This is a genomic window from Streptomyces sp. CB02400 (genome assembly GCF_001905725.1).
In the GTDB taxonomy this organism is placed as follows: Bacteria; Actinomycetota; Actinomycetes; order Streptomycetales; family Streptomycetaceae; genus Streptomyces; species Streptomyces atrovirens.
In genome coordinates, this window is sequence record NZ_LIWB01000002.1 from 441,948 (window position 1) to 462,084 (window position 20,137).

Below are 20,137 nucleotides of genomic sequence, written 5' to 3' on the forward strand. Positions count from 1 at the left end.
AACGATCGTGGAGCGACCGGAGCCGATCGACCCTGGTCGCGACGGTCCGGAACGTGATTCCGGACGATCGTTGAGCCTTACGCAAGGGGCGGGCGTTTGGCGAGAGTTGGCCGAGTCGAAATGGATGTATGGGGAAAACCCCCGATGCCCTTATGGGGAGATGGGGCGCGGAAGGTGACAAGTCGCCCACGCGGCCCACGCGGTACCGGCCGCCGGGTTAACGTCCCCGGATGCGACGGAATCTGAGGGTGGCGGCCTACGCCGTGGTGGTGCGCGACGGACAGTTCCTGCTCGCCCGGTCACCGGGCCCCGGCGGCGTCCCCGAGTGGGTGCTGCCGGGCGGCGGCATGGAGCACGGCGAGGACCCCTACGACACCGTGCGGCGGGAGGTCGAGGAGGAGACCGGCTACCGCATCGAGGTCACCGGCCTGCTCGGTGTGAACTCCAGCCGCCGCACCCTCCCCGCCCGCTTCGGCCGCTCCGTCGACCACCACGGCGTACGGCTGGTCTACGAGGGCCGGATCACCGGCGGCGAACTGCGCAACGAGATCGGCGGCTCCACCGACCTCGCCGCCTGGCAGCCCCTGGACACCGTCCCGGACCTGGTCCGCGTCCGCATGGTCGACATCGGGCTGCGGCTGTGGCGGGAACGTCCGGCGGCGGGGCGGGTGGAGTCCGCGTAAGGGAGGCGCACGTGCGGATCCGGCCGGCGCCCGGAGGACCGCACTGCGGAACCGCCCCTGGAGAAAGGCCGAAACCCGGTCAACCACCGCGGCCGGCGGCAACCCCGCCGGCCCGTCCGCGGTCCCTCCCCGCGACCATGCCCGATGAACAGGGGAGACACGAGCATGCGGATGCGGACGACAGCGGTGGCGGCGGTGGCGGTGGCCCTTTCGGCGGCCCTGGCGGTCCCCGCCGTGGCGGCGCCTTCGGACACCGGGGCCGGAACGGGGAACACCACCGCCGCCACCGGCACCGGCGACCACCAGGCGACCCGCCGGGCGATGAAGGCCGCGGTCGCCGCGGGTGTGCCCGGTGTGACGGCGACGGCGCGGGACGGGAGGGGCACCTGGGCGGCGACAGCCGGGGTGGGCGACCTCCGCACGGAACGGAAGCGTTCCCCGCAGGACCGCTACCGGGTCGGCAGCATCACCAAGACCTTCGTGGCGACGGTGCTGCTGCAACTGGAGGCCGAGGGGAAGCTGTCCCTGGACGACACCGTCGACACCTGGCTGCCCGGCCTGGTGACCGGCAACGGCCACGACGGCACCCGGATCACCCTCAGGCAACTGCTGAACCACACCAGCGGCATCTTCAACGTCACGGCGGACGAGGACTTCGGCCGCACGTACTTCACGAAGGACGGCTTCCTCGAGCACCGCTACGACACCCTGACCCCGGAGGAACTCGTACGGATCGCCCTGACCCACGAGCCGGACTTCGAGCCCGGCACCTCCTGGAACTACTCCAACACCAACTACGTCCTGGCCGGCATGGTGATCGAGAAGGCCACCGGCCGCCCCTACGGCGAGGAGGTCCGCCGGCGCGTCATCGACCCCCTGCACCTGACCGCCACCTCGGTCCCCGGCACCCGTGTCTCCCTGCCCCGCCCCAGCAGCCGCGCCTACTCCAAGCTGGCGCAGACCGCGACCGGCCCCACGTACGACGTCACACGCCTCAACCCGTCCATCGCCCACTCGGCGGGCGAGATGATCTCCGACTCCGAGGACCTGAACCGCTTCTACCGCGCCCTGCTGTCGGGCCGGCTGCTTCCCCGGGAGCAACTGAACGAGATGACCACCATGGTCCCCGTGGACGCCACCCGCGCCTACGGCCTGGGCCTGATGAGGACCACGCTGAGCTGCGGCGTTGCCGTCTGGGGCCACAGCGGCGGCATCCACGGCTCCGTGTCCGAGGCCGTCACGACGAAGGACGGCCGGCACTCCCTGGCGTTCAACTTCAACGGTGACTGGGCGGGGAGCACCGAGGCGGTGGTCGAGGCGGAGTTCTGCGGCGACTGACGCCCGCGGCCCGGACACACGGGAGGGGCCACCGGGCGACGGCTCCCGGCGGCCCCTCCGCCCCCCTCCTGACAGTGCTGCCCCGGCCCCCTACCGGGGCAGCACCACGACATACGCCGACGGGTCGCGGTCGGCCGAGGCGATCAGCGCCGTACGGACCACCGCCGCCTGCTGCTCCATCGCGTCCCGGAGCTTGCGCGGGGTGATGTGGACGACCGTGATGCCGAGGCGTTCCAGGTGTTCGCGCTTGCGGGCGTACTCCGACCACTCGGCCTCGTCGTCGGGCCGCCGGCCCGGGCGCGGCGCGCGGGTGTCCAGCTCCACCGCCACCGCGTGCTCCGGCCAGTACGCGTCCAGGCCGCCGAGGTGGGGCCCGCCCGGCAGCCGCAGGTCGACGTTCCAGCACGGGTCGGGCAGGCCGTGCTCGCGCACCATCCGGTACAGCCGGGACTCCGCCAGCGTCCGCCCCTCGGCCAGCAGCGAGTCCACCGCGTCCACCACGTGCGGCCGGTTCAGCAGCTTCGCGGCGGTCAGCTCGCGCACCACCGCCGCCGGGTCGCAGAAGCCGCCGCGCACCGCCTCGGTGAGCAGCCGGCGTACCGTGCCCGCGTCCTGAAGGCCGGCCACGGCGTCGGCCAGCGCACGCGGGACCGGGGCCACCGGCAGGCCCGTGACCTGCTCCGGGACGGGCAGCTCGGGGGTGCGGACGATACGGGCGCAGCCCGTCGAGCGCAGTCGGCGCAGCCGCGGGACCAGGACGTCGAAGGCCTCCAGGGACGGCAGCGGGGGAGTGGAGGAGAAACCGTGCAGGGTCAGCGCGGCCGGCCCGGTGATCATCGCCTCCCCGTAGGCGGACGCGGGAGGGCTCTCCGTACCGGGCTGGACGGGGACGCCCACGGTCCGTTCCCGTGCCGCGTACATCAGCACCGCGTGCAGCCGCTCCTCGCTGGTCGGCGGGCCGGGGTGGAGCAGGACGACCCCCGGGAGCAGTTGCAGCCAGGGTCCGCCGGGGCGGCACTGCTCGCTCGCCTTCGCGGCCGAGACGCCGTGGGCGCGCAGTTGCGCGTGGGTCAGCACCCGGCGTCCGGCGCCGGTGGAGAGGTGGTGCAGGGGGCGGGGGGAGAGCGGGGTGTTGTGGTTCATGTCCGGCAATTTCCCGCCTCCGAGCCGTCTCCGAACCCCTGTTACAGGCTCGTCGACAAATGAGGACAAGGCCGCACTGAAGGACGCGTGTTCGGATACCGGAAACCCCTGGTCCTTTCGGGTACGGACCAGGGGTTACGGGCGTCTTGTAACGGTGACGGAACGGCCGGTCGCGGCATTCAGCGGTCGGCGGCAGCCTCGTCGCAGGCCTGGCCGCGCAGGGCGCGGGCCAGGTCGTCGCGGGACTCCAGGACCAGGCGGCGCAGGGCCGGGGCCGCGTCCTCGTGGGACGTGAGCCACGCGTCCGTCGCGTCCAGCGTCGCCTGCGAGTCCTGGTAGGAGGGGAACAGGCCCCGCACCACGTCCATGCCGATCTGGATCGACCGCTCGGTCCACACCCGCTCGATCGCCGCGAAGTACTTCTCCGCGTACGGCGCGAGCAGCTCCCGCTGGGACGCCTGCGCGAAGCCCGAGATGGTGGCCTCCACCAGCGCGTTGGACAGCGCGTCCGACTCCACGACCTGCGCCCAGCACTGCGCCTTGACCGCCGCCGACGGGCGGGCGGCCAGACAGCGCACGTGGTGCCGCTTGCCGGACGCGGTGTCGTCGCGGGCCAGCTCCTCGTCCAGCCGCTTCTCGTCCGCCACGCCGTGCGCGGCCAGCGGCTCCAGGAACGCCCAGCGCAGCTCCTGGTCGACCTCCAGGCCCGGCAGGGTCACCGTGCCGTCGAGCAGCGAGGTCAGCAGCTCGAAGGCGGCCGGCACATCGGCCACGCGCGCGAAGAACCGCGCCCACGCGAGCTGGTGCTCGCTGCCCGCCTCGGCGGAGTACATCTGGACGGAGGCGATCTGGCACAGCTCCCGCCCGGCCTCCGCCCGCCGCTCGGCCGCGGTGTAGCGCACCGCCGCCGACTCCGCCCACGCGTGCAGCATCTGCAGCACGCCGATGTCGGTCTCCTGGCCCGCGAACTTCACCACCAGGCCGATGAACTCCCGCGCCGGCAGCAGCGCGTCCCGCGTCATGTTCCACAGCGCCGACCAGCACAGGGCGCGCGCCAGCGGGTCGGTCATGTAGCCGAGGCCGTGCCGCAGCGCCGCCAGCGAGGTCTCGTCGAACCGTGTCTTGCAGTACGTCAGGTCGTCGTCGTTGACCAGCACCAGGTCCGGCGCCTCGGCGCCCGCCAGCTCCGCCACGACCGTACGCGCGCCCTCGACGTCCGTCTCGGCCTGCGCGTACCGCTCCAGCGCCGGCAGCCCCCCGGCGTCCTCGGTGCGCCGGTACAGGCCCACCGCCACCCGGTGCGGACGCAGTTCGGGGTGCGACTCGGCGGCCTCCTGCACGATCGCCAGCTCGTCGATCCTGCCGTCCTCGCGCAACAGCACCTGCGGGGTGAGGGAGTTGACGCCGGCCGTCTGCAGCCAGGCCCGCGACCAGGCGGCCATGTCCCGCCCGCTGGTCTCCTCCAGGACCGACAGCAGGTCGCCGAGGCGCGTGTTGCCGTACGCGTGCCGCTTGAAGTAGCGCCGGGCGCCCTCCAGGAACGCGTCCTGGCCGACGTACGCCACCAGTTGCTTGAGCACCGAGGCGCCCTTCGCGTAGGTGATGCCGTCGAAGTTGAGCTTGGCGTCCTGGAGGTCGCGGATGTCGGCGGTGATCGGGTGCGTGGAGGGGAGCTGGTCCGCGCGGTACGCCCACGCCTTGCGGCGGTTGGCGAAGGTGATCCAGCCGTCGGTGAAGCGGGTCGCGCCGACCAGCGAGAACGCGCCCATGAAGTCCGCGAAGGACTCCTTCAGCCACAGGTCGTCCCACCACTCCATGGTGACCAGGTCACCGAACCACATGTGCGCCATCTCGTGCAGGATGACGTTGGCCCGGCCCTCGTACGACGCCCGCGTCACCTTGCCCCGGAAGATGAACTCCTCCCGGAAGGTCACCATCCCCGGGTTCTCCATCGCGCCCAGGTTGTACTCGGGCACGAACGCCTGGTCGTACTTTCCGAACGGGTACGGGTAGTCGAAGTGGTCGTGGAAGAAGTCCAGGCCCTGCTTGGTCACCAGGAACACGTCGTCGGCGTCGAAGTGCGGGGCGAGACCCTTGCGGCACATCGCGCCGAGCGGGATCTCCAGCCGCGTACCGTCCTCGAACTCCCGCTCGTAGGAGTCGGTCACGTAGTGGTACGGGCCGGCCACCACGCAGGTGATGTACGTCGAGATCGGCTTGGTCTCCGCGAACCGCCACACCCCGTCGGCGAGTTCACCGGCGCCGTTGCTCCACACCGTCCAGCCCTCGGGGGCGCGCACCTCGAAGCGGTACGGGGCCTTGAGGTCGGGCTGCTCGAAGTTGGCGAAGACGCGACGGGAGTCGGCCGGCTCGTACTGGGTGTAGAGGTACACCTCGCCGTCCTCGGGGTCGACGAAGCGGTGCATGCCCTCGCCGGTGCGGGAGTAGGCGCACTGCGCGTCGACGACGAGCTCGTTCTCGGCGGCCAGGTCCTCCAGCGCGATCCGCGAGCCGTCGAAGACCTGGCCGGGGTCCAGGTCGCGTCCGTTGAGGGAGACGGCCGTCACGCCCGGCGCGATCAGGTCCGCGAAGCTGCTCGCGCCCGGCTCGGCGCAGCGGAACCGGACGGTGGTGACGGAGCGGAAGGTGCGCGGCCCCCCGCCGCTGTGCTCGCCGACCGCCGAACGCAGGTCCAGGGACACCTCGTACCCGTCGACGGACAGCAGGGCTGCCCGCTCCCGGGCCTCGTCGCGGGTCAGGTTCTCACCGGGCACGGGCGGACTCCTCATGCGTCGTCGACATGGATGATCAGGACCGATCCTGCCATGCGCTCCTGACACGGGGCGGGCGGGAATGGCCGGGACCTCTCACGTTGTTCCCCCGGACACACTTTTTCCTTCTTCGAGGAGCGACATGCCGGACAAGACTCCCGCCACGCCCGTCGACTTCTGGTTCGACCCGCTGTGCCCCTGGGCCTGGATGACCTCCCGCTGGGTGCGGGAGGTGGAGAAGGTGCGGGACATCGAGGTCCGCTGGCATCTGATGAGCCTCGCCGTCCTCAACGAGGACAAGCTCGACGAGCTCCCCGCCGAGTACCGCGAGATGCTCGAGGTCAAGGCCTGGGGCCCGGTACGGGTGGTCATCGCGGCCCAGCAGGAGCACGGCGCGGAGGTGCTCGGCGACCTCTACACCGCGCTCGGCACCCGCATCCACAACCAGGACCAGGGTCCGGGCAAGGAGACGGTCGCCGCCGCACTGAAGGACGTCGGCCTGCCCGAGTCCCTCATGGAGCACTGGGACTCCACCCCCTACGAGCCCGAGCTGCGCGCCTCCCACAAGGAGGGCATCGAGAAGGTGGGCCAGGAGGTCGGCACCCCGGTCATCGCGGTCCCCGGACCCGACGGCGAGGAGATCGCCTTCTTCGGCCCGGTCGTCACCCCGGCGCCCAAGGGCGACGAGGCCGCCCGCCTGTGGGACGGCACCCTCGCGGTGGCCTCCGTCCCCGGCTTCTACGAGATCAAGCGCACCCGGACGAAGGGGCCGGACTTCAGCAACCTGTGACGGTCACTCGATCACGGGTACCTTGATCGGCGCGGCGAAGGGTTTCTTGTTGAAGCCCGTGCGCAGGTTGCGGCACTGCTTGCCGGTGTCGGGGTCGAGCACGTTCACACAGAGCCAGAACTCGCCGACCCCGGACCGGCCGAGCCGTTCCTTGAGCCAGTCCTCCTCCTTCTTGTTCAGCTGACGGTGTTGCTGGTCCCCGTCGCAGGTCCAGCAGTAGTCCCTCATCGTCCTCTGTGTCGCCATTGCGCAACCATGACCCGGATTGCCGCATACCGGAAGCCCCCGCGAGTCCTGTCCTCGCGGGGGCTTCCTTCTTTCCGCCTGCCGGGTGAACGGTGAGAAGACGATCAAGAGGCAGGACGCTTGTTGCACATTCATTGCAACTGCACGCTAGCAGCGGAAGGGGCCCTCCGTGAGCCCCGGTACGCGAAACGGCCCCCGCGTGTCCACGCGAGGGCCGTCGGGGCGGGCGTCAGCTCCGGGCGCGCGCCCGCTGCCAGGCGTATCCCCCGGCCGCCAGGAGCAGCGTCATGGCGCCCGTCGAGCAGAGCTGCACCCGCGTGTCCGGCTCCCGGGCCATGAGGACGAAGACCGCCGCCATACCGGCCAGCGCCAACCGGGTCAGCCACGGGAACGCCCACATCCGCACCGTGAGCCGCTCCGGCGCCTCGCGCTCCAGCCGGCGGCGCAGCCGTAGCTGGGAGGCGGCGATGAAGATCCAGACGACCAGGATCACCGCGCCGATGGTGTTCAGCAGCCAGGCGAAGACGTCGTCCGGCCGCCAGTAGCTCAGCAGCACGCACAGGAAGCCGAAGGCCGAGGAGGCCAGTACGGCGACCCTCGGCACCCCGCCCGACACCCGGCCGAGCGCCTTCGGGCCCTGCCCCCGCTCCACCAGCGAGTAGCCGATGCGCGAGGCGCCGTAGATGTTGGCGTTCATCGCGGACAGCAGCGCGACCAGGATCACGACGTTCATCACCTGGTCGGCGCCCGGGATGTCGAGGCGGTTCAGGGCGGCGACGTACGGACCGTCCTCGACGACCGCCGGGGAGTCCCACGGCACCAGGGTGACGACGACCGCCATCGAGCCGATGTAGAACAGCGCGATCCGCCACATCGCCGTACGGACCGCGCCCGCCACGCCCTTGACCGGGTCCTGCGACTCGGCCGCCGCGATGGTCACCGTCTCCAGACCGCCGTACGCGAAGACGGAGGCGAGCAGTCCGATCACCAGGCCCTCGCCGCCGTTGGGGAGGAAGTCGGTGAGGTGGGAGGTGCCCGGGGAGTCCGTGCCCGGCAGCACACCGGCGATCGCCAGCGCGCCGAGCACCAGGAACAGGGAGATCGCGCCGACCTTGAGGGCCGCGAACCAGAACTCGAATTCGCCGAAGTTCTTCACCGCCGCGAGGTTCGTCCCGCAGAACACCACCATGAACAGCGCCACCCACGCCCACTCGGGCGTGCCCGGCAGCCAGCCGGTGACGATCGTCGCGGCGCCGATGCCCTCCAGGCCGACCGCCGTGCACAGCAGCACCCAGAACGACCAGCCCACGGTGAACCCCGCCCAGGGACCGAACGCCCGCTCGGCGTGCGCGGAGAAGGAGCCCGACGACGGATACGCGGCGGACATCTCGCCCAGCATCCGCATCACCAGCATCACCAGGAGACCGGAGAGGGTGTAGGCGACGACGACGGACGGACCGGCGGCGGCGATGGCCGACCCGGAGCCGACGAACAGCCCGGCGCCGATCACCCCGCCGAGGGCGATCATCGACAGATGGCGTTGCTTCAGGCCGTGCGAGAGGGAGACGCCGTCCGCCTTCGGGGGCGTCTCGACAGAGGTGCTGGGCATGGGCGCGACTCGTCCAATGCGGGAGACGGCAAAACGTCACCCAGTCTGGGCGGCTTTCTCGCGTGCGCGGGGAGGCCGCCCGGCATATGGACACGTGTCATCCGGAGGGTGATGTTCCGGTTACTGGGTGGTCGTCACGTGACGCGAGGAGCCGCACGGCCCGTTTGGTGGATCCCTACAGCCGCCGTACCACCCGGAGGTGTCAGCGAAACCACCTCACCTCAGTGACCGGCGTCACCTCATGCCCCTCATCACCCCCACCCTTTGTCCGGAGCCCACCAAGACCGCGTCGGCGCCTTTGTCGAGCGCTGACGGTGATCGGCGCGCGGGCGCCGGTATAGCGTCGCGGTGTCCCCAACTGCCCTCACCCCGCGGAGACCCCATGAGCACCGCCACCGTCACGTCCGCCCGATCCGGACAGGTCCTCGCGGACCTCGTACCGGCCTCCCGTGTCCGGGACGCCGCGCTCGTGCTCGGCGGCGCCGCGCTCACCGGCCTCGCCGCCCAGATCGCGGTGCCCGTCCCCGGCTCCCCGGTGCCGGTGACCGGCCAGACCTTCGCGGCGCTCCTCGTCGGCACCGCCCTCGGCGCCCGCCGCGGCTTCGCCTCCCTCGCGGTGTACGCGCTGGTGGGCGCGGCCGGCGTGCCGTGGTTCGCGGAGGGCAAGTCGGGGATGGGCATGCCGTCCTTCGGCTACGTCCTCGGCATGCTGCTGGCCTCCGTCGTCGTGGGCGCCCTGGCCCGCCGCGGCGCCGACCGCTCCGCCTGGCGCATGGCGGGCACCATGGTGCTCGGTTCGGCGGTCATCTACGCCGTCGGCGTGCCCTACCTGGCCCTCGCCACCGGCATGTCCGCCTCCGCCGCGATCGCGGCCGGCCTCACCCCGTTCCTCATCGGCGACGCCCTGAAGGCGGCCCTGGCGATGGGCGTGCTGCCGACGGCCTGGAAGTTCGCCGACAAGCGGTGATCGCCCGGGTTCTGCGGCAAGAGGCTCGGCGGGGGCGCCGTACAGCGCCCCCGCCGAGCCTCTTGCCGTAGGTACGGGTGCCTCAGCCGGCCGGGATCTCGTCCCGGTCCTCCGCGCGGCGCCCGGCCACCCGCTGCTTGACGACGGCGATGAGGAGCACGATCGCGGCGACCAGCAGCGACAGCAGCATCGTCGTACGCCCGTCGTGCTCGGTGTCGGTCAGCATGTAGCCGAGCACGAACACGATCAGCGCGGCGCTGGCCCACGTCAGATACGGGTACAGCCACATCCGCACGACCAGCTTCTCCGGCGCCTCCGCCTGGATGATCTTCCGCATGCGGAGCTGCGAGAAGCAGATCACCAGCCACACGAACAGCGCGACCGCGCCGGAGGAGTTGACGAGGAAGAGGAAGACGGAGTCGGGGAACTTGTAGTTGAAGAAGACGGCGACGAAGCCGAACACCACGGACACGAGGATCGCCGTGCGCGGCACACCGCGGCCCGTGGTCCGGGCGAACGCCTTCGGCGCGTCCCCGCGCCGGCCGAGCGAGAAGGCCATCCGGGAGGCCGTGTAGAGCCCGGAGTTGAGGCAGGACAGCACGGACGTCAGCACGATGAAGTTCATGATCTGACCGGCGTGCGCGATGCCGAGGGAGTCCAGGGCGGCGACGTACGAGCCGTCCTCGGTGATGGACTCGCTGTCCCACGGCAGCAGACAGACCACGACGAAGATCGAGCCGAGGTAGAAGACGCCGATCCGCCAGATGATGCTGTTGGTCGCCTTGGTGACGGCGCGCTGCGGGTCCTCCGACTCGCCGGCGGCCAGCGTGGCGATCTCGCTGCCCATGAAGGAGAAGACGACGAGCAGGATGCCGGTGAGGATGGCGCCGGCGCCGTTCGGCAGGAAACCGCCGTGCTCGGTGAGGTTGGCCAGGCCCGCCCGGTCGCTGTCGACGCCGGGCAGCACACCGAAGACGGCCAGCCCGCCGATGACGATGAACGCGCCGATGGCGACGACCTTGATCCCGGCGAACCAGAACTCGAACTCGCCGTAGGAGCCGACGGAGACCAGGTTGGTGGCGGTCAGCACCACCATCACGATGAGCGCCCAGCCCCACTGCGGAACGGCCGGTATCCATCCTTCGAGGATCGCGGCGCCGGCGGTCGCCTCGACCGCGAGGACGACGACCCAGAAGAACCAGTAGAGCCAGCCGATGGTGAACCCGGCCCAGGGCCCGAGCGCCCGGTCGGCGTGCGCGGAGAAGGACCCGGAGGTCGGGTTGGCCGCGGACATCTCACCGAGCATCCGCATCACCAGCACCACGAGCGTGCCGACGAGGGCGTACGACAGGAGGATGCCGGGGCCGGCGGTCGCGATGCCGGAGCTGGAGCCGACGAAGAGGCCCGCGCCGATCACACCACCGATGGCGATCATCGACAGATGGCGGTTCTTGAGTCCGGCCTGGAGTCCGGAATCTCCCGGTGCTCCGGGATCGCCGGGCCTTTCGGGATCGTTCTCGGGCTTGGTGAGGGTCGGCTGCGAAGTCATGGGGTGGTTTTCCTTTGCGCCGGTGGAGCAGTCCCCGTATGAGCGGGGTACGAGCCGGACCAGTGAAACGGAGGCGAACGAATTCGGAAACCTTTGATTCCGGATCGTTACTTGAGCTTTTCCTGGGCTTCTATGGATTTGCTCACACTTTTTGCGCGGGGCACCCGACGCGCTTTCCCGGGAACCCCCGTGTCACACTCGGACCATGCGCGTGTATCTCGGCTCGGACCATGCGGGCTACGAACTCAAGAACCACCTCGTCGAGTGGCTCGGGGCGGCGGGCCACGAGCCCGTCGACTGCGGCCCGCACATCTACGACGCCCAGGACGACTACCCGCCCTTCTGCCTCCGCGCCGCCGAGCGGACCGCCGCGGACGAGGGCGCCCTCGGCATCGTGATCGGCGGCTCCGGCAACGGCGAGCAGATCGCCGCGAACAAGGTCGAGGGCGTACGGGCGGCCCTGGCGTGGAGCGAGGAGACGGCGGCACTGGGCCGCCAGCACAACAACGCCAACGTGATCGCGGTGGGCGCGCGCATGCACACCCAGGACGAGGCGACGAAGTTCGTCGAGACCTTCCTGAGCACCCCGTTCTCCGGTGACGAGCGCCACATCCGCCGGATCGACATGCTCGCCGCCTACGAGACCACCGGCGACCTCCCGCCCATCCCCCCGCACCACCCGCAGCAGTAACGCCGCCAGGCCCTCCCCCCGATGCACGGGCCTCGGGGGGAGAGCGCCCTCTCCGCGGCGCGCACCGTCGAGGCGCCGAGCCATCGTGGCGCCGCGCCGAGGCGCCGGCGGGACGCGGGAGACGCGGTCCCCGCCGGGGTCCGGGGCGGAGCCCCGGAATGGGACGGGGCTCCTGGAACGAGCTGGGTTACCTGGTACGAGCCGGGTGCCTGGTGCGAGTCGGGCCGTCCGGTACAGGCGGGTTACCTGGTACGAGCCGGGTGCCTGGTGCGAGTCGGGCCGTCCGGTACAGGCGGGTTACCTGGTACGAGTCGGGTCGCCCGGAACGAGTCGGGCCGTCCGGTCGACCGGGTCGGCCGGACGGTGGGAACGAGCTTGGAAGGACATCCCCGTGCCGGAAGGCCACACCATCCACCGGCTGGCCGATGACTACGCCGCCGCCTTCGCCGCAGGCACACCCCTCCGCGTCACCAGCCCCCAGGGCAAGTTCGCCGACGCCGCCGCCCTCCTCGACCGCACGCCGCTGCACACCACCGACGCCCACGGAAAGCACCTGTTCCTCGGCTTCGGCGACGCCGAGCCCGCCGAGTGGGTCCACATCCACCTCGGCCTCTTCGGCAAGGTCACCTTCGGCCCGGCCCCGGCGCCGCCGCCCACGGACACCGTCCGGCTCCGCCTCGCCGACGCCACGTCCTACGTCGACCTGCGCGGCCCCACCACCTGCGCCCTGATCACGGACCCCGAGAAGCAGGCGGTCCACGACCGGCTCGGCCCCGACCCGCTGCGCCCGGACGCCGACCCGGCCCTCGCGTACCGCAGGATCGGCCGCAGCCGTACGACGATCGCCGCCCTCCTCATGGACCAGAAGGTCATCGCGGGCGTGGGCAACGTCTACCGCGCCGAGGTCCTCTTCCGGCACCGGATCGACCCGTACCGCGCGGGCCGGGACATCACCACGGCCGAGTGGGACGCGATCTGGGCCGATCTGGTCGCGCTGATGCGCGAGGGCGTCCGCCTCAACCGCATCGACACCGTCCGCCCCGAACACACCCCGGAGGCGATGGGACGCCCGCCGCGCGTCGACGACCACGGCGGCGAGGTGTACGTCTACCGCAGGGCCCACCTGCCCTGCCACATCTGTGGCGGCGAGATCCGCACCGCCGACCTCGCCGCCCGCAATCTGTTCTGGTGCCCGGACTGCCAGCGCCGCTGAGCCGTCAGAACCCGTGCGGCAGCCACGGCGCCGGGTCGCTCCCGAACGCCAGGGACGCCTCCGCCAGCGCGCCCCGCCGCAGCTCTGCCACCCGGCCGGCCGCCGCGAGCGCCGTGAGGCTCACCCCGCCCAGATACGCCGCACCCAACTCCCGTACCGACAGGGCGAGATCGGCCGCTTCCTCTGTACGCTCGCAGGACGCGCCCTTGGCGTCCCCGCTCAGCCGCCAACGCCCCGCGTTCCAGGGGCAGAAGGCGTCCTCCACCTCGAACACGACGTCCACCGGCGCCCGGTACGCCCGCGCCTGGAGGGCGGCGCCGACGTCGACCAGCCGTACGTACAGCGAGTCCCGTATCTCCGGCCGGCACCGGCGGATGTCGGACACCAGGTACTGCCACGCCTCGTCGACCGGCCGACCGCGCGCCACCAGCGTCGTCGTCAGGTCGATGCCGAACAGGAACCGCCACAGCGCCGCGTCCGCCGCCGGATCCAGCGCGGCCAGGGCGCTCAGGATCACCGAACCCTCGTGCCCCGCCGGACCGTACTCCCCCTTCACCCGGAACCGGGCGTACCCGACCGTCTCGCCGTCCCGTTCGGCGACGACGCACTGCAGCGGCGACGCCCCGCCCCGGCCGCCCGCCGGGTCCAGCGTCCCCAGCCGCTCCCAGCCGGGCTGCCGCGCGAGCATCCCCGGCCGGCCCGGCACCAGCCGGGCGTACACCGCCTCGCACGCGTCGAGCACGTCGGCGGGGGCCGCGTACCGCACCCGTACGTCATCCGTACCGGACGGGACCGACAGACTCGTACGACTCGTGTCGATCTCGGCGTTGACCTGGAAGGTGGCCGCCTCGTACCCGAACCGGCCGTAGATCGCCGGCTCCGACGCCGTGAGCACCGCCAGCGGCTCGCCCCAGGACCGGATGTCGTCCAACTGGCGCCGCATCATCGTCCGCAGCACGCCGCGCCGCCGGTGCGTGGCGGCCACGCCGACGCCCGTGACGCCCGCGGCCGGCACGGAGTCACCGCCGGGCACGGTCAGCCGGAACGAGAACGCGCCCGCCGTCCCCACGCACTCGCCGCCGTCCCAGAACCCCAGAAAACGGTCGTGCTCGGTGAGCGAGTTCCACAGTTCGCGTTCCTCGTCCGCCTCCTCGCCGCCGCCGAACGCGCGGATCAGGTTCGCGTACCACTTGTTCCAATCGTCCGGCTGTAGCACGTGAAGTCCGGTTGTGGGGCCCGTTTCCTCGGTCGTCATGAGCCATCCCTACCAGTGCCGTACCGGACGAGCGAGGCAATTTCTCCCGCGCGGCCCCACGACGGCGTCCGGTGAAGTTGACTGTGAAGTCGGCCCCGGCAAGGGGACAACCAGGACCTCCCGTGCCAAGTGGCCGGTCCGATGGATAGGGTCCCGAACTAATGGCAGCAGGACGAGAGCGGCGCGCGGAAGCCGACACGTTCACGGCCCGGTTGAAGAAGCAGTGGCACCGGGCCCGCGTCGGCATGCGCCGGAGCGCCGTCGACTACTTCCGCGGGGACGGCTCCGACTGGATCGCGCTCGCCGGACTGTTCCTCACCGTCCCGCTGATCGCGGCCGGGACACTCGCCAACTCGGTGTGGTGCGCGCCCGCCGCACTGGTCATACCGATCGTCGCCGGCGGCCTGCTGCTGCGCCCGGCGAGCCTGCTCGGCCTGTACGCCGCCGCGGCGACCGCGCTGATCGTGGAGTCGGTGCAGCTCGGCCCCTACACCGAGGGCGCGGCCCGGGTCACCCCGGGCGTGGTCCTCGTCGTCGCCGCCTGCGGCTTCTTCGGGCTGCTCGTCGCCCAGTTCCGCAGCCGGGTCGGCGTGCCCTGGCGGCGCGGCGGCACCATGCTGTTCGACCTGCGCGAACGCATCCGGGTGCAGAGCAAGCTGCCGAAGCTCCCCGACGGCTGGCACCGCGAGATGGCCCTGCGCCCGGCGGGCGGGCAGTCCTTCTCGGGCGACTTCGTGGTCGCGGCCCGCACCAACGGCGGGCGCACCCTGGAGGTCGTGCTCACCGACGTCTCCGGCAAGGGCATGGACGCCGCCTCGCGCGCCCTGCTGCTCTCCGGTGCCTTCGGCGGCCTCCTCGGCAGCCTCCCGCCGCACGCCTTCCTCCCGGCCGCCAACGGCTACCTGCTGCGCCAGGACTGGGACGAGGGCTTCGCCACCTCCATCCACCTGGTGCTCGACCTGGACTCCGGCGACTACGAGCTCTACTCCGCCGGGCACCCGCCGGGCCTCCAGCTCAGCGCGGGCAGCGGACGCTGGGAGGAGAAGGCGGCCGACGGCCCGCTGCTGGGCGTGTACGACGGCGCCCAGTTCGACTCGGTGAAGGGCTCGCTGCGCCCCGGGGACGTGCTGATGCTGTTCACGGACGGCCTGGTGGAGACCTCCGACCGGGACATCGTCGAGGGCATCGACCGCCTCACCGGCGAGGCCGACCGCTATGTCGCGGGCGGCTTCCACGGCGCCGCCTGGCACCTCATCGAGGCGGTCGCCAAGGACGTCAACGACGACCGGGCGCTGCTGCTGATCTGCCGCGAGGGCCCGACGGCCGCCGCGACGGCCCGCTGACCCGTGCACACTGGGCGGGTGACCGAGACGACACCGCTGCCCCTGGCCGAGATCGAGGCCACCGCCCGCGCCGCGCACGCCGGCCAGAGAGACAAGGCGGGCCGGCCCTACGCCGAACACCTCCGGGCCGTCGCCGAGGGGGTACGGGCACGCGGCGGCGACGAGGAGCAGATCGCGGCGGCCTGGCTGCACGACGCCGTCGAGGACGACAGGCTCACGGAGCGGTGGCTGGAGGAGGCGACGCTGACCCGGCGGACCAAGGACATCGTCCTCGCGGTCACCAAACGGTCCGGGGAGCCGCCCGAGGCGTACGCGGCCCGGATCCTCGCCACCCCCGGCGCGCTGCTGGTGAAGGAGGCGGACCTGGCGCACAACGCCGACCCGGCCCGCCTCGCCGTACTGGACGGACCGACCCGCACACGACTGACCGAGAAGTACGCGCGGATGCGCGCACTCCTCGGTCTCGTGGGCTCGTGAAGGGGGAGGGGAACCCCTAGGCGGAGACCTTCTCGCGGGTCTCCTTCTTCTCCTGCCGCTCACGTTCGCGGGCCGGCTCGGCGGCGTCCCGCTTGAACGCCCACTCCATCCTCGGCTCCATCACGAACCGGAACATCCGCCGTACGGGGGCGGTGCACAGCAGGGTCACCATGGCCGCCGCCAGGACGCTCACGGCGATCTCGCCGAGCGGCTGATGCAGCACGGAGTGCTCGAACCAGCCCTGGTAGTCGCCGGCCTTCACCACGAAGCCGTGCAGCAGATAGCCGTACAGCGTGCCCGCGCCGAGCGCCGTGAACCACATCCGGCGGCCCGGCACCCAGGCGAAGAAGCAGGCGGTCAGCAGCAGCGAGCAGCCGAACATCGCGAGCACCATGACCGGGCCGGCCCACCACGGCGCGCCCAGCTCCTGCGCGGCGTCACGGTGGTAGAACCACGCGGTGTCCATCCGCGGCACCGCCCACCAGCCGAAGGCCAGCGCCGCCGCGAACACCGGCACCGCCGCGATCCGCACCGACCGGCGGCGCACCATGTGGAAGTGCTCCGGCCGCATGCACAGACCGAGCACGAAGTACGGCAGGAACTGCAGCACGCGCTGCAGGTCGAGGTCGTCGCCGATCCCGGGGGTGACACTGGCCAGCACGGCGATGCCGAGGGCCAGCGGCAGCGGATGCCGTACCGCGTTCCAGATCGGCGTGGTCAGCCGCCACACGAACAGCGCGACCAGGAACCAGGTCAGGTACCAGGGGTCGAGCAGGCTGATCTCCTGCTCCGGGGCGTGGTCGACGACCCGCCGGAACAGGGGATAGGCGGTCTCGAACACGATGTACGGCACGGCGACACCGGTGATCAGCCGGCGCAGCCGGTCGGGCCGCATGTCGAAACTGCGCGAGAAGAAGCCGGAGATGATGATGAAGGCCGGCATGTGGAACGTGTACACGACCGTGTACGCCGCCTCCAGGACCCGGCTGTCGCCCTTGAGGGGCTCCCAGGCGTGGCCGACCGCCACCAGCACGATCGCCAGGTACTTGGCGTTGTCGAAGAACGCGTCGCGCTGTTTGCCGTGCGGGCTCTTCGGTTGCGGGCTTTTTGCGCGTGGGCCCTTCGTGCGTGGGCTCGGCACTCCGGGTGCCGGTGACTGTGCCGGGGGGAGCGGCGTTCTGCGGTTGCCGTACGGTCGCTGCGAGTTCGTCACTGACCCTCCCGGCGGGGACTCGGGGAGTCGATCGGTGAGCTCGCTGCGCTTGCGGGGGACGAGGCAGCGTGGAACATCTGAGGCACCCTAGCGTCGTCCTCGGCATTTCGTAAAACGCCCGACGTCGTTCCTGGTATTCGGCTCGGGTGCCCCGGATTGGGGAAAGTGATCGGCATGATTGGCGTGATGGCCAACACACTGTGCATATAAGGTACTTGGCTGGCACTCGGGCCGTCCTTGTCATGATTATTCCGGACCAAGTCACGCATAAGCACGGCAGGCGACTCCGGTGATATGTCCAGCTTGGGTATGTCTCTCCCGTATCGGTCCAAGGCTTGTCGGAGCACTTGCGGCGACAATTCGAATTAGCTGCGAACGCGTTGTGTGGAGACGGAAACGATCCGGTTGAATTCCCTGTGCGGGTGCTCCTTCGAATTGCCGTGCGACACGGCGCCGTTGGCCCGCGCGGACGGCCGCGCGCGGGTGGGACCGGCGGCACCGGGACGGATGATGCGTCAGCCGCCGCATAGGGCGGCCGTGTTGGTGGCACGATGGTTCTGGCGGGGTGCGCGGGGTCGCGTCGCCCGGGCCGGGGAAGCGGAACCGACCGAGGGTGTGATCAGTTGTGGCCATTTCACTGTCTGTGGTGCTGCTGTTGGCGATCATCCTGGTGGTGCTGATGAGAGGCGGCTCCCTCAAGGCCGGCCCGGCGGTCGTCGCCGTCCTCTTCGGCTTCTTCCTCGCCTCCACCGGCATGGCCGACGACATCCAGCGGTTCCTGGACTCGATAGCCGAGATGATCAACTCGATCAGCTTCTGATCCCGCCCGCTCCAGCCGCCCGACACCGCGAACAGCGCGACCGGACCGCCCGCCGCGAAGGAAAACGATCAGGGCCGGGCCGGAGGGATGATCCTCCGGCCCGGCCCTGAGCCGTATGGAGCGGGCGACGGGAATCGAACCCGCGTAGCTAGTTTGGAAGACTAGGGCTCTACCATTGAGCTACGCCCGCACGGAACACGCCGCGCGTCGGTGACCGCGGCACTGACAGGCATCGTAGCGGGTCGTGCGGCCTCGTCGCACACCCCGTTTCCGGACCGCCCCGGCGCGGCACCGCGCCCGTGAAACGCGGCGGCCGTTCCGCCCGGGTGCATGTACCCTACGTGTCGCACCAGACGGGGTGTGGCGCAGCTTGGTAGCGCGTCCGCTTTGGGAGCGGAAGGCCGTGGGTTCAAATCCCGCCACCCCGACCAGCCACCTGCTCATGCACCGGTGATCGCCTTTTGGGTGCCGTAGCCGCTGCCGTTACTATGCAAGCTGCACGCCCTGTGTGTCTCTGAAGTCCTCCGGGCGGCGAATCGGCCGGACCCCTCTGGTCCCGGCAGAACCCGAGAAGTCAGCCACAAGGAGACCGAACCGTGAAGAGCGCCGTGGAGACCCTGAACCCGACCCGGGTTCGGCTCACTGTCGAGGTGCCCTTCGAGGAGCTCAAGGACAGCCTCGACGCGGCGTACAAGAAGATCAACCAGCAGGTCACGGTGAAGGGCTTCCGCAAGGGCAAGGTCCCGGCCCGGGTCATCGACCAGCGCTTCGGCCGCGGTGCGGTGCTGGAGGAGGCCGTCAACGACGCCCTCCCGAAGTTCTACACCGACGCGGTCAACGAGGCCGAGCTGAGCCCGCTGGGCCAGCCCGAGGTCGACATCACGGAGCTGAAGGACGGCGAGACGCTGAACTTCACCGCCGAGGTCGACATCCGCCCGACCATCGAGATCCCGGACTACTCCGGCATCGAGGTCGAGGTCGACGCCGTCGAGGTCACCGACGAGGACGTCGAGAAGTCGGTCGAGCAGCTCCGCGAGCGCTTCGCCTCCACCTCCCCGGTGGAGCGCGCCGCCGAGGACGGCGACGTCGTCACCATCGACCTGGAGGCCAAGGTCGACGGCGAGGTCCTCGAGGACGGCGTCGCGAGCGGCGTGTCGTACACCATCGGCTCCGGCGAGCTGCTGGACGGCATCGACGACGCCGTGAAGGGCCTGGAGGCCGGTGGCGAGGCCACCTTCACCTCCGAGCTCAAGGGCGGCTCGGCGGCCGGCAAGGAGTCCGAGGTCACCGTCAAGGTGTCCCAGGTCGCCGCCCGTGAGCTGCCGGAGCTGGACGACGAGTTCGCCCAGCTCGCGTCCGAGTTCGACACCCTCGAGGAGCTGAAGGCGGACAGCCGCAAGCGCCTGGAGAACATGAAGCAGTACGACCAGGCCACGCAGGCCCAGGAGCGCGTCCTGGAGAAGCTGCTCGAGCTGGTCGAGGTCCCGGTCCCCGAGAAGCTGCTCGAGGACGAGATCAACACCCGCAAGCACAACCTCGAGCACCACCAGCTCGGCCAGATGGGCCTCGACCTCGCGAAGTACCTGGAGATCCAGGGCAAGACCGAGGAGGAGTTCGAGGCCGAGACCCGCGAGGCCGCGGTCAAGGGCATCAAGACCCAGTTCGTGCTCGACGAGCTCGTCAAGCAGGAGAAGCTCAACGTCAACCAGGAGGAGCTCACCGAGCACCTCATGCGGCGCGCGGCCTCCTCCGGCATGTCCCCCGACCAGTTCGCCCAGGCCGTCGTCGAGCAGGGCCAGGTCCCGCTCCTCGTCGGCGAGGTCGCCCGCGGCAAGGCCCTGGCCTCCGTGGTCGAGAAGGCCACGGTCAAGGACACCAACGGCGAGATCGTCGACCTCGAGGACGAGGAGGAGACGGACGAGGCGGACACCGCCGAGACCGCCGCCGAGCCGGCCGAGGCCACCGAGGAGAAGACCGAGGGCTGACCCTCACGTCACCTCTGACATGATCACCAGGGCCCCGGGGTGTA

Annotated in this window: 17 protein-coding genes and 2 tRNA genes; 11 read left to right on the forward strand and 8 right to left on the reverse strand. The window is 70.9% G+C overall.

Translation table 11 applies throughout. The features are described 5' to 3' along the window. Positions 1–230 precede the first annotated feature (230 nt). A complete protein-coding gene (locus AMK33_RS07100; protein ID WP_201262971.1) occupies positions 231–683 on the forward strand; it encodes an NUDIX hydrolase in 453 nt (150 codons plus the stop codon). A 165-nt stretch (positions 684–848) separates the two neighbouring features. Further along, on the forward strand, positions 849–2,021 hold the full coding sequence (locus tag AMK33_RS07105; RefSeq protein ID WP_201262972.1) for a serine hydrolase domain-containing protein: 1,173 nt from the start codon (positions 849–851) through the stop codon (positions 2,019–2,021). A 90-nt stretch (positions 2,022–2,111) separates the two neighbouring features. Here AMK33_RS07105 and AMK33_RS07110 read toward each other — a convergent pair whose 3' ends face one another. Beyond that, positions 2,112–3,164: a hypothetical protein gene (locus tag AMK33_RS07110; RefSeq protein ID WP_073931869.1), complete on the reverse strand. Its 1,053-nt coding sequence runs from the start codon at positions 3,162–3,164 to the stop codon at positions 2,112–2,114. Between the two features lie 179 nt (positions 3,165–3,343). Then, positions 3,344–5,938 (reverse strand): aminopeptidase N, encoded by a 2,595-nt coding sequence (gene pepN / locus AMK33_RS07115; RefSeq protein WP_073931870.1) that lies wholly within the window; start codon positions 5,936–5,938, stop codon positions 3,344–3,346. Positions 5,939–6,077: 139 nt separating this feature from the next. Here pepN and AMK33_RS07120 point away from each other — a divergent pair, with 139 nt between their 5' ends. Next, complete coding sequence (locus tag AMK33_RS07120; RefSeq protein ID WP_073931871.1) at positions 6,078–6,725, forward strand: mycothiol-dependent nitroreductase Rv2466c family protein; 648 nt, start codon at positions 6,078–6,080, stop codon at positions 6,723–6,725. 3 nt (positions 6,726–6,728) lie between these two features. On the opposite strand, the gene AMK33_RS07125 is transcribed toward AMK33_RS07120, so the two are convergent. Both AMK33_RS07125 and AMK33_RS07130 read right to left on the reverse strand, forming a co-directional pair. Beyond that, complete coding sequence (locus AMK33_RS07125; RefSeq protein ID WP_073931872.1) at positions 6,729–6,971, reverse strand: hypothetical protein; 243 nt, start codon at positions 6,969–6,971, stop codon at positions 6,729–6,731. A 229-nt stretch (positions 6,972–7,200) separates the two neighbouring features. Then, on the reverse strand, positions 7,201–8,580 hold the full coding sequence (locus AMK33_RS07130) for an amino acid permease (protein WP_073931873.1): 1,380 nt from the start codon (positions 8,578–8,580) through the stop codon (positions 7,201–7,203). Positions 8,581–8,962: 382 nt separating this feature from the next. Between AMK33_RS07130 and AMK33_RS07135 the strand changes: the two genes are divergently transcribed. Continuing rightward, the gene (locus AMK33_RS07135) at positions 8,963–9,547 is read left to right on the forward strand and encodes a biotin transporter BioY (RefSeq protein ID WP_073931874.1); all 585 of its coding nucleotides are present in this window, start codon (positions 8,963–8,965) and stop codon (positions 9,545–9,547) included. A gap of 82 nt (positions 9,548–9,629) precedes the next feature. Here the strand turns inward: AMK33_RS07135 and AMK33_RS07140 are convergent, their stop codons facing one another. Continuing rightward, positions 9,630–11,096 carry an amino acid permease gene (locus tag AMK33_RS07140; protein ID WP_073931875.1) on the reverse strand — a complete coding sequence of 489 codons (1,467 nt, stop codon included), beginning with the start codon at positions 11,094–11,096 and terminating at the stop codon, positions 9,630–9,632. A 205-nt stretch (positions 11,097–11,301) separates the two neighbouring features. On the opposite strand from AMK33_RS07140, the gene AMK33_RS07145 reads away from it, so the two are divergent. Continuing rightward, positions 11,302–11,787: a ribose-5-phosphate isomerase gene (locus tag AMK33_RS07145; protein WP_073931876.1), complete on the forward strand. Its 486-nt coding sequence runs from the start codon at positions 11,302–11,304 to the stop codon at positions 11,785–11,787. Positions 11,788–12,178: 391 nt separating this feature from the next. Next, on the forward strand, positions 12,179–13,000 hold the full coding sequence (locus AMK33_RS07150) for an Fpg/Nei family DNA glycosylase (RefSeq protein ID WP_073931877.1): 822 nt from the start codon (positions 12,179–12,181) through the stop codon (positions 12,998–13,000). Positions 13,001–13,004: 4 nt separating this feature from the next. Here the strand turns inward: AMK33_RS07150 and AMK33_RS07155 are convergent, their stop codons facing one another. Next, a complete protein-coding gene (locus tag AMK33_RS07155) occupies positions 13,005–14,255 on the reverse strand; it encodes a GNAT family N-acetyltransferase (RefSeq protein ID WP_073931878.1) in 1,251 nt (416 codons plus the stop codon). Between the two features lie 161 nt (positions 14,256–14,416). Here AMK33_RS07155 and AMK33_RS07160 point away from each other — a divergent pair, with 161 nt between their 5' ends. Both AMK33_RS07160 and AMK33_RS07165 read left to right on the forward strand, forming a co-directional pair. Continuing rightward, positions 14,417–15,598, forward strand: coding sequence for a PP2C family protein-serine/threonine phosphatase (locus tag AMK33_RS07160; protein WP_073931879.1), 1,182 nt, complete (start codon positions 14,417–14,419; stop codon positions 15,596–15,598). An 18-nt stretch (positions 15,599–15,616) separates the two neighbouring features. Continuing rightward, positions 15,617–16,075: an HD domain-containing protein gene (locus AMK33_RS07165; RefSeq protein WP_073931880.1), complete on the forward strand. Its 459-nt coding sequence runs from the start codon at positions 15,617–15,619 to the stop codon at positions 16,073–16,075. 16 nt (positions 16,076–16,091) lie between these two features. Here AMK33_RS07165 and AMK33_RS07170 read toward each other — a convergent pair whose 3' ends face one another. Then, positions 16,092–17,288: an acyltransferase family protein gene (locus AMK33_RS07170; protein WP_073931881.1), complete on the reverse strand. Its 1,197-nt coding sequence runs from the start codon at positions 17,286–17,288 to the stop codon at positions 16,092–16,094. 625 nt (positions 17,289–17,913) lie between these two features. On the opposite strand from AMK33_RS07170, the gene AMK33_RS07175 reads away from it, so the two are divergent. Further along, positions 17,914–18,108 (forward strand): hypothetical protein, encoded by a 195-nt coding sequence (locus AMK33_RS07175; protein WP_073931882.1) that lies wholly within the window; start codon positions 17,914–17,916, stop codon positions 18,106–18,108. Between the two features lie 116 nt (positions 18,109–18,224). On the opposite strand, the gene AMK33_RS07180 is transcribed toward AMK33_RS07175, so the two are convergent. Then, positions 18,225–18,298, reverse strand: a tRNA-Gly gene (locus tag AMK33_RS07180). Positions 18,299–18,462: 164 nt separating this feature from the next. Here AMK33_RS07180 and AMK33_RS07185 point away from each other — a divergent pair. Beyond that, positions 18,463–18,539: transfer RNA gene (locus AMK33_RS07185), tRNA-Pro, on the forward strand. A gap of 165 nt (positions 18,540–18,704) precedes the next feature. After that, positions 18,705–20,093, forward strand: a complete 1,389-nt coding sequence (gene tig, locus AMK33_RS07190; protein WP_073931883.1) for a trigger factor — start codon at positions 18,705–18,707, stop codon at positions 20,091–20,093. Positions 20,094–20,137: the final 44 nt, after the last annotated feature.

Excerpts from the sequence above, each read along its gene's own strand:
- AMK33_RS07100 (WP_201262971.1), top strand. The coding sequence starts at position 231 with ATGCGACGGAATCTGAGGGTGGCGGCCTACGCCGTGGTGGTGCGCGAC.
- AMK33_RS07105 (WP_201262972.1), top strand. The coding sequence starts at position 849 with ATGCGGATGCGGACGACAGCGGTGGCGGCGGTGGCGGTGGCCCTTTCG.
- AMK33_RS07110 (WP_073931869.1), bottom strand. The coding sequence starts at position 3,164 with ATGAACCACAACACCCCGCTCTCCCCCCGCCCCCTGCACCACCTCTCC.
- AMK33_RS07120 (WP_073931871.1), top strand. The coding sequence starts at position 6,078 with ATGCCGGACAAGACTCCCGCCACGCCCGTCGACTTCTGGTTCGACCCG.
- AMK33_RS07125 (WP_073931872.1), bottom strand. The coding sequence starts at position 6,971 with ATGGCGACACAGAGGACGATGAGGGACTACTGCTGGACCTGCGACGGG.
- AMK33_RS07130 (WP_073931873.1), bottom strand. The coding sequence starts at position 8,580 with ATGCCCAGCACCTCTGTCGAGACGCCCCCGAAGGCGGACGGCGTCTCC.
- AMK33_RS07135 (WP_073931874.1), top strand. The coding sequence starts at position 8,963 with ATGAGCACCGCCACCGTCACGTCCGCCCGATCCGGACAGGTCCTCGCG.
- AMK33_RS07140 (WP_073931875.1), bottom strand. The coding sequence starts at position 11,096 with ATGACTTCGCAGCCGACCCTCACCAAGCCCGAGAACGATCCCGAAAGG.
- AMK33_RS07145 (WP_073931876.1), top strand. The coding sequence starts at position 11,302 with ATGCGCGTGTATCTCGGCTCGGACCATGCGGGCTACGAACTCAAGAAC.
- AMK33_RS07155 (WP_073931878.1), bottom strand. The coding sequence starts at position 14,255 with ATGACGACCGAGGAAACGGGCCCCACAACCGGACTTCACGTGCTACAG.
- AMK33_RS07160 (WP_073931879.1), top strand. The coding sequence starts at position 14,417 with ATGGCAGCAGGACGAGAGCGGCGCGCGGAAGCCGACACGTTCACGGCC.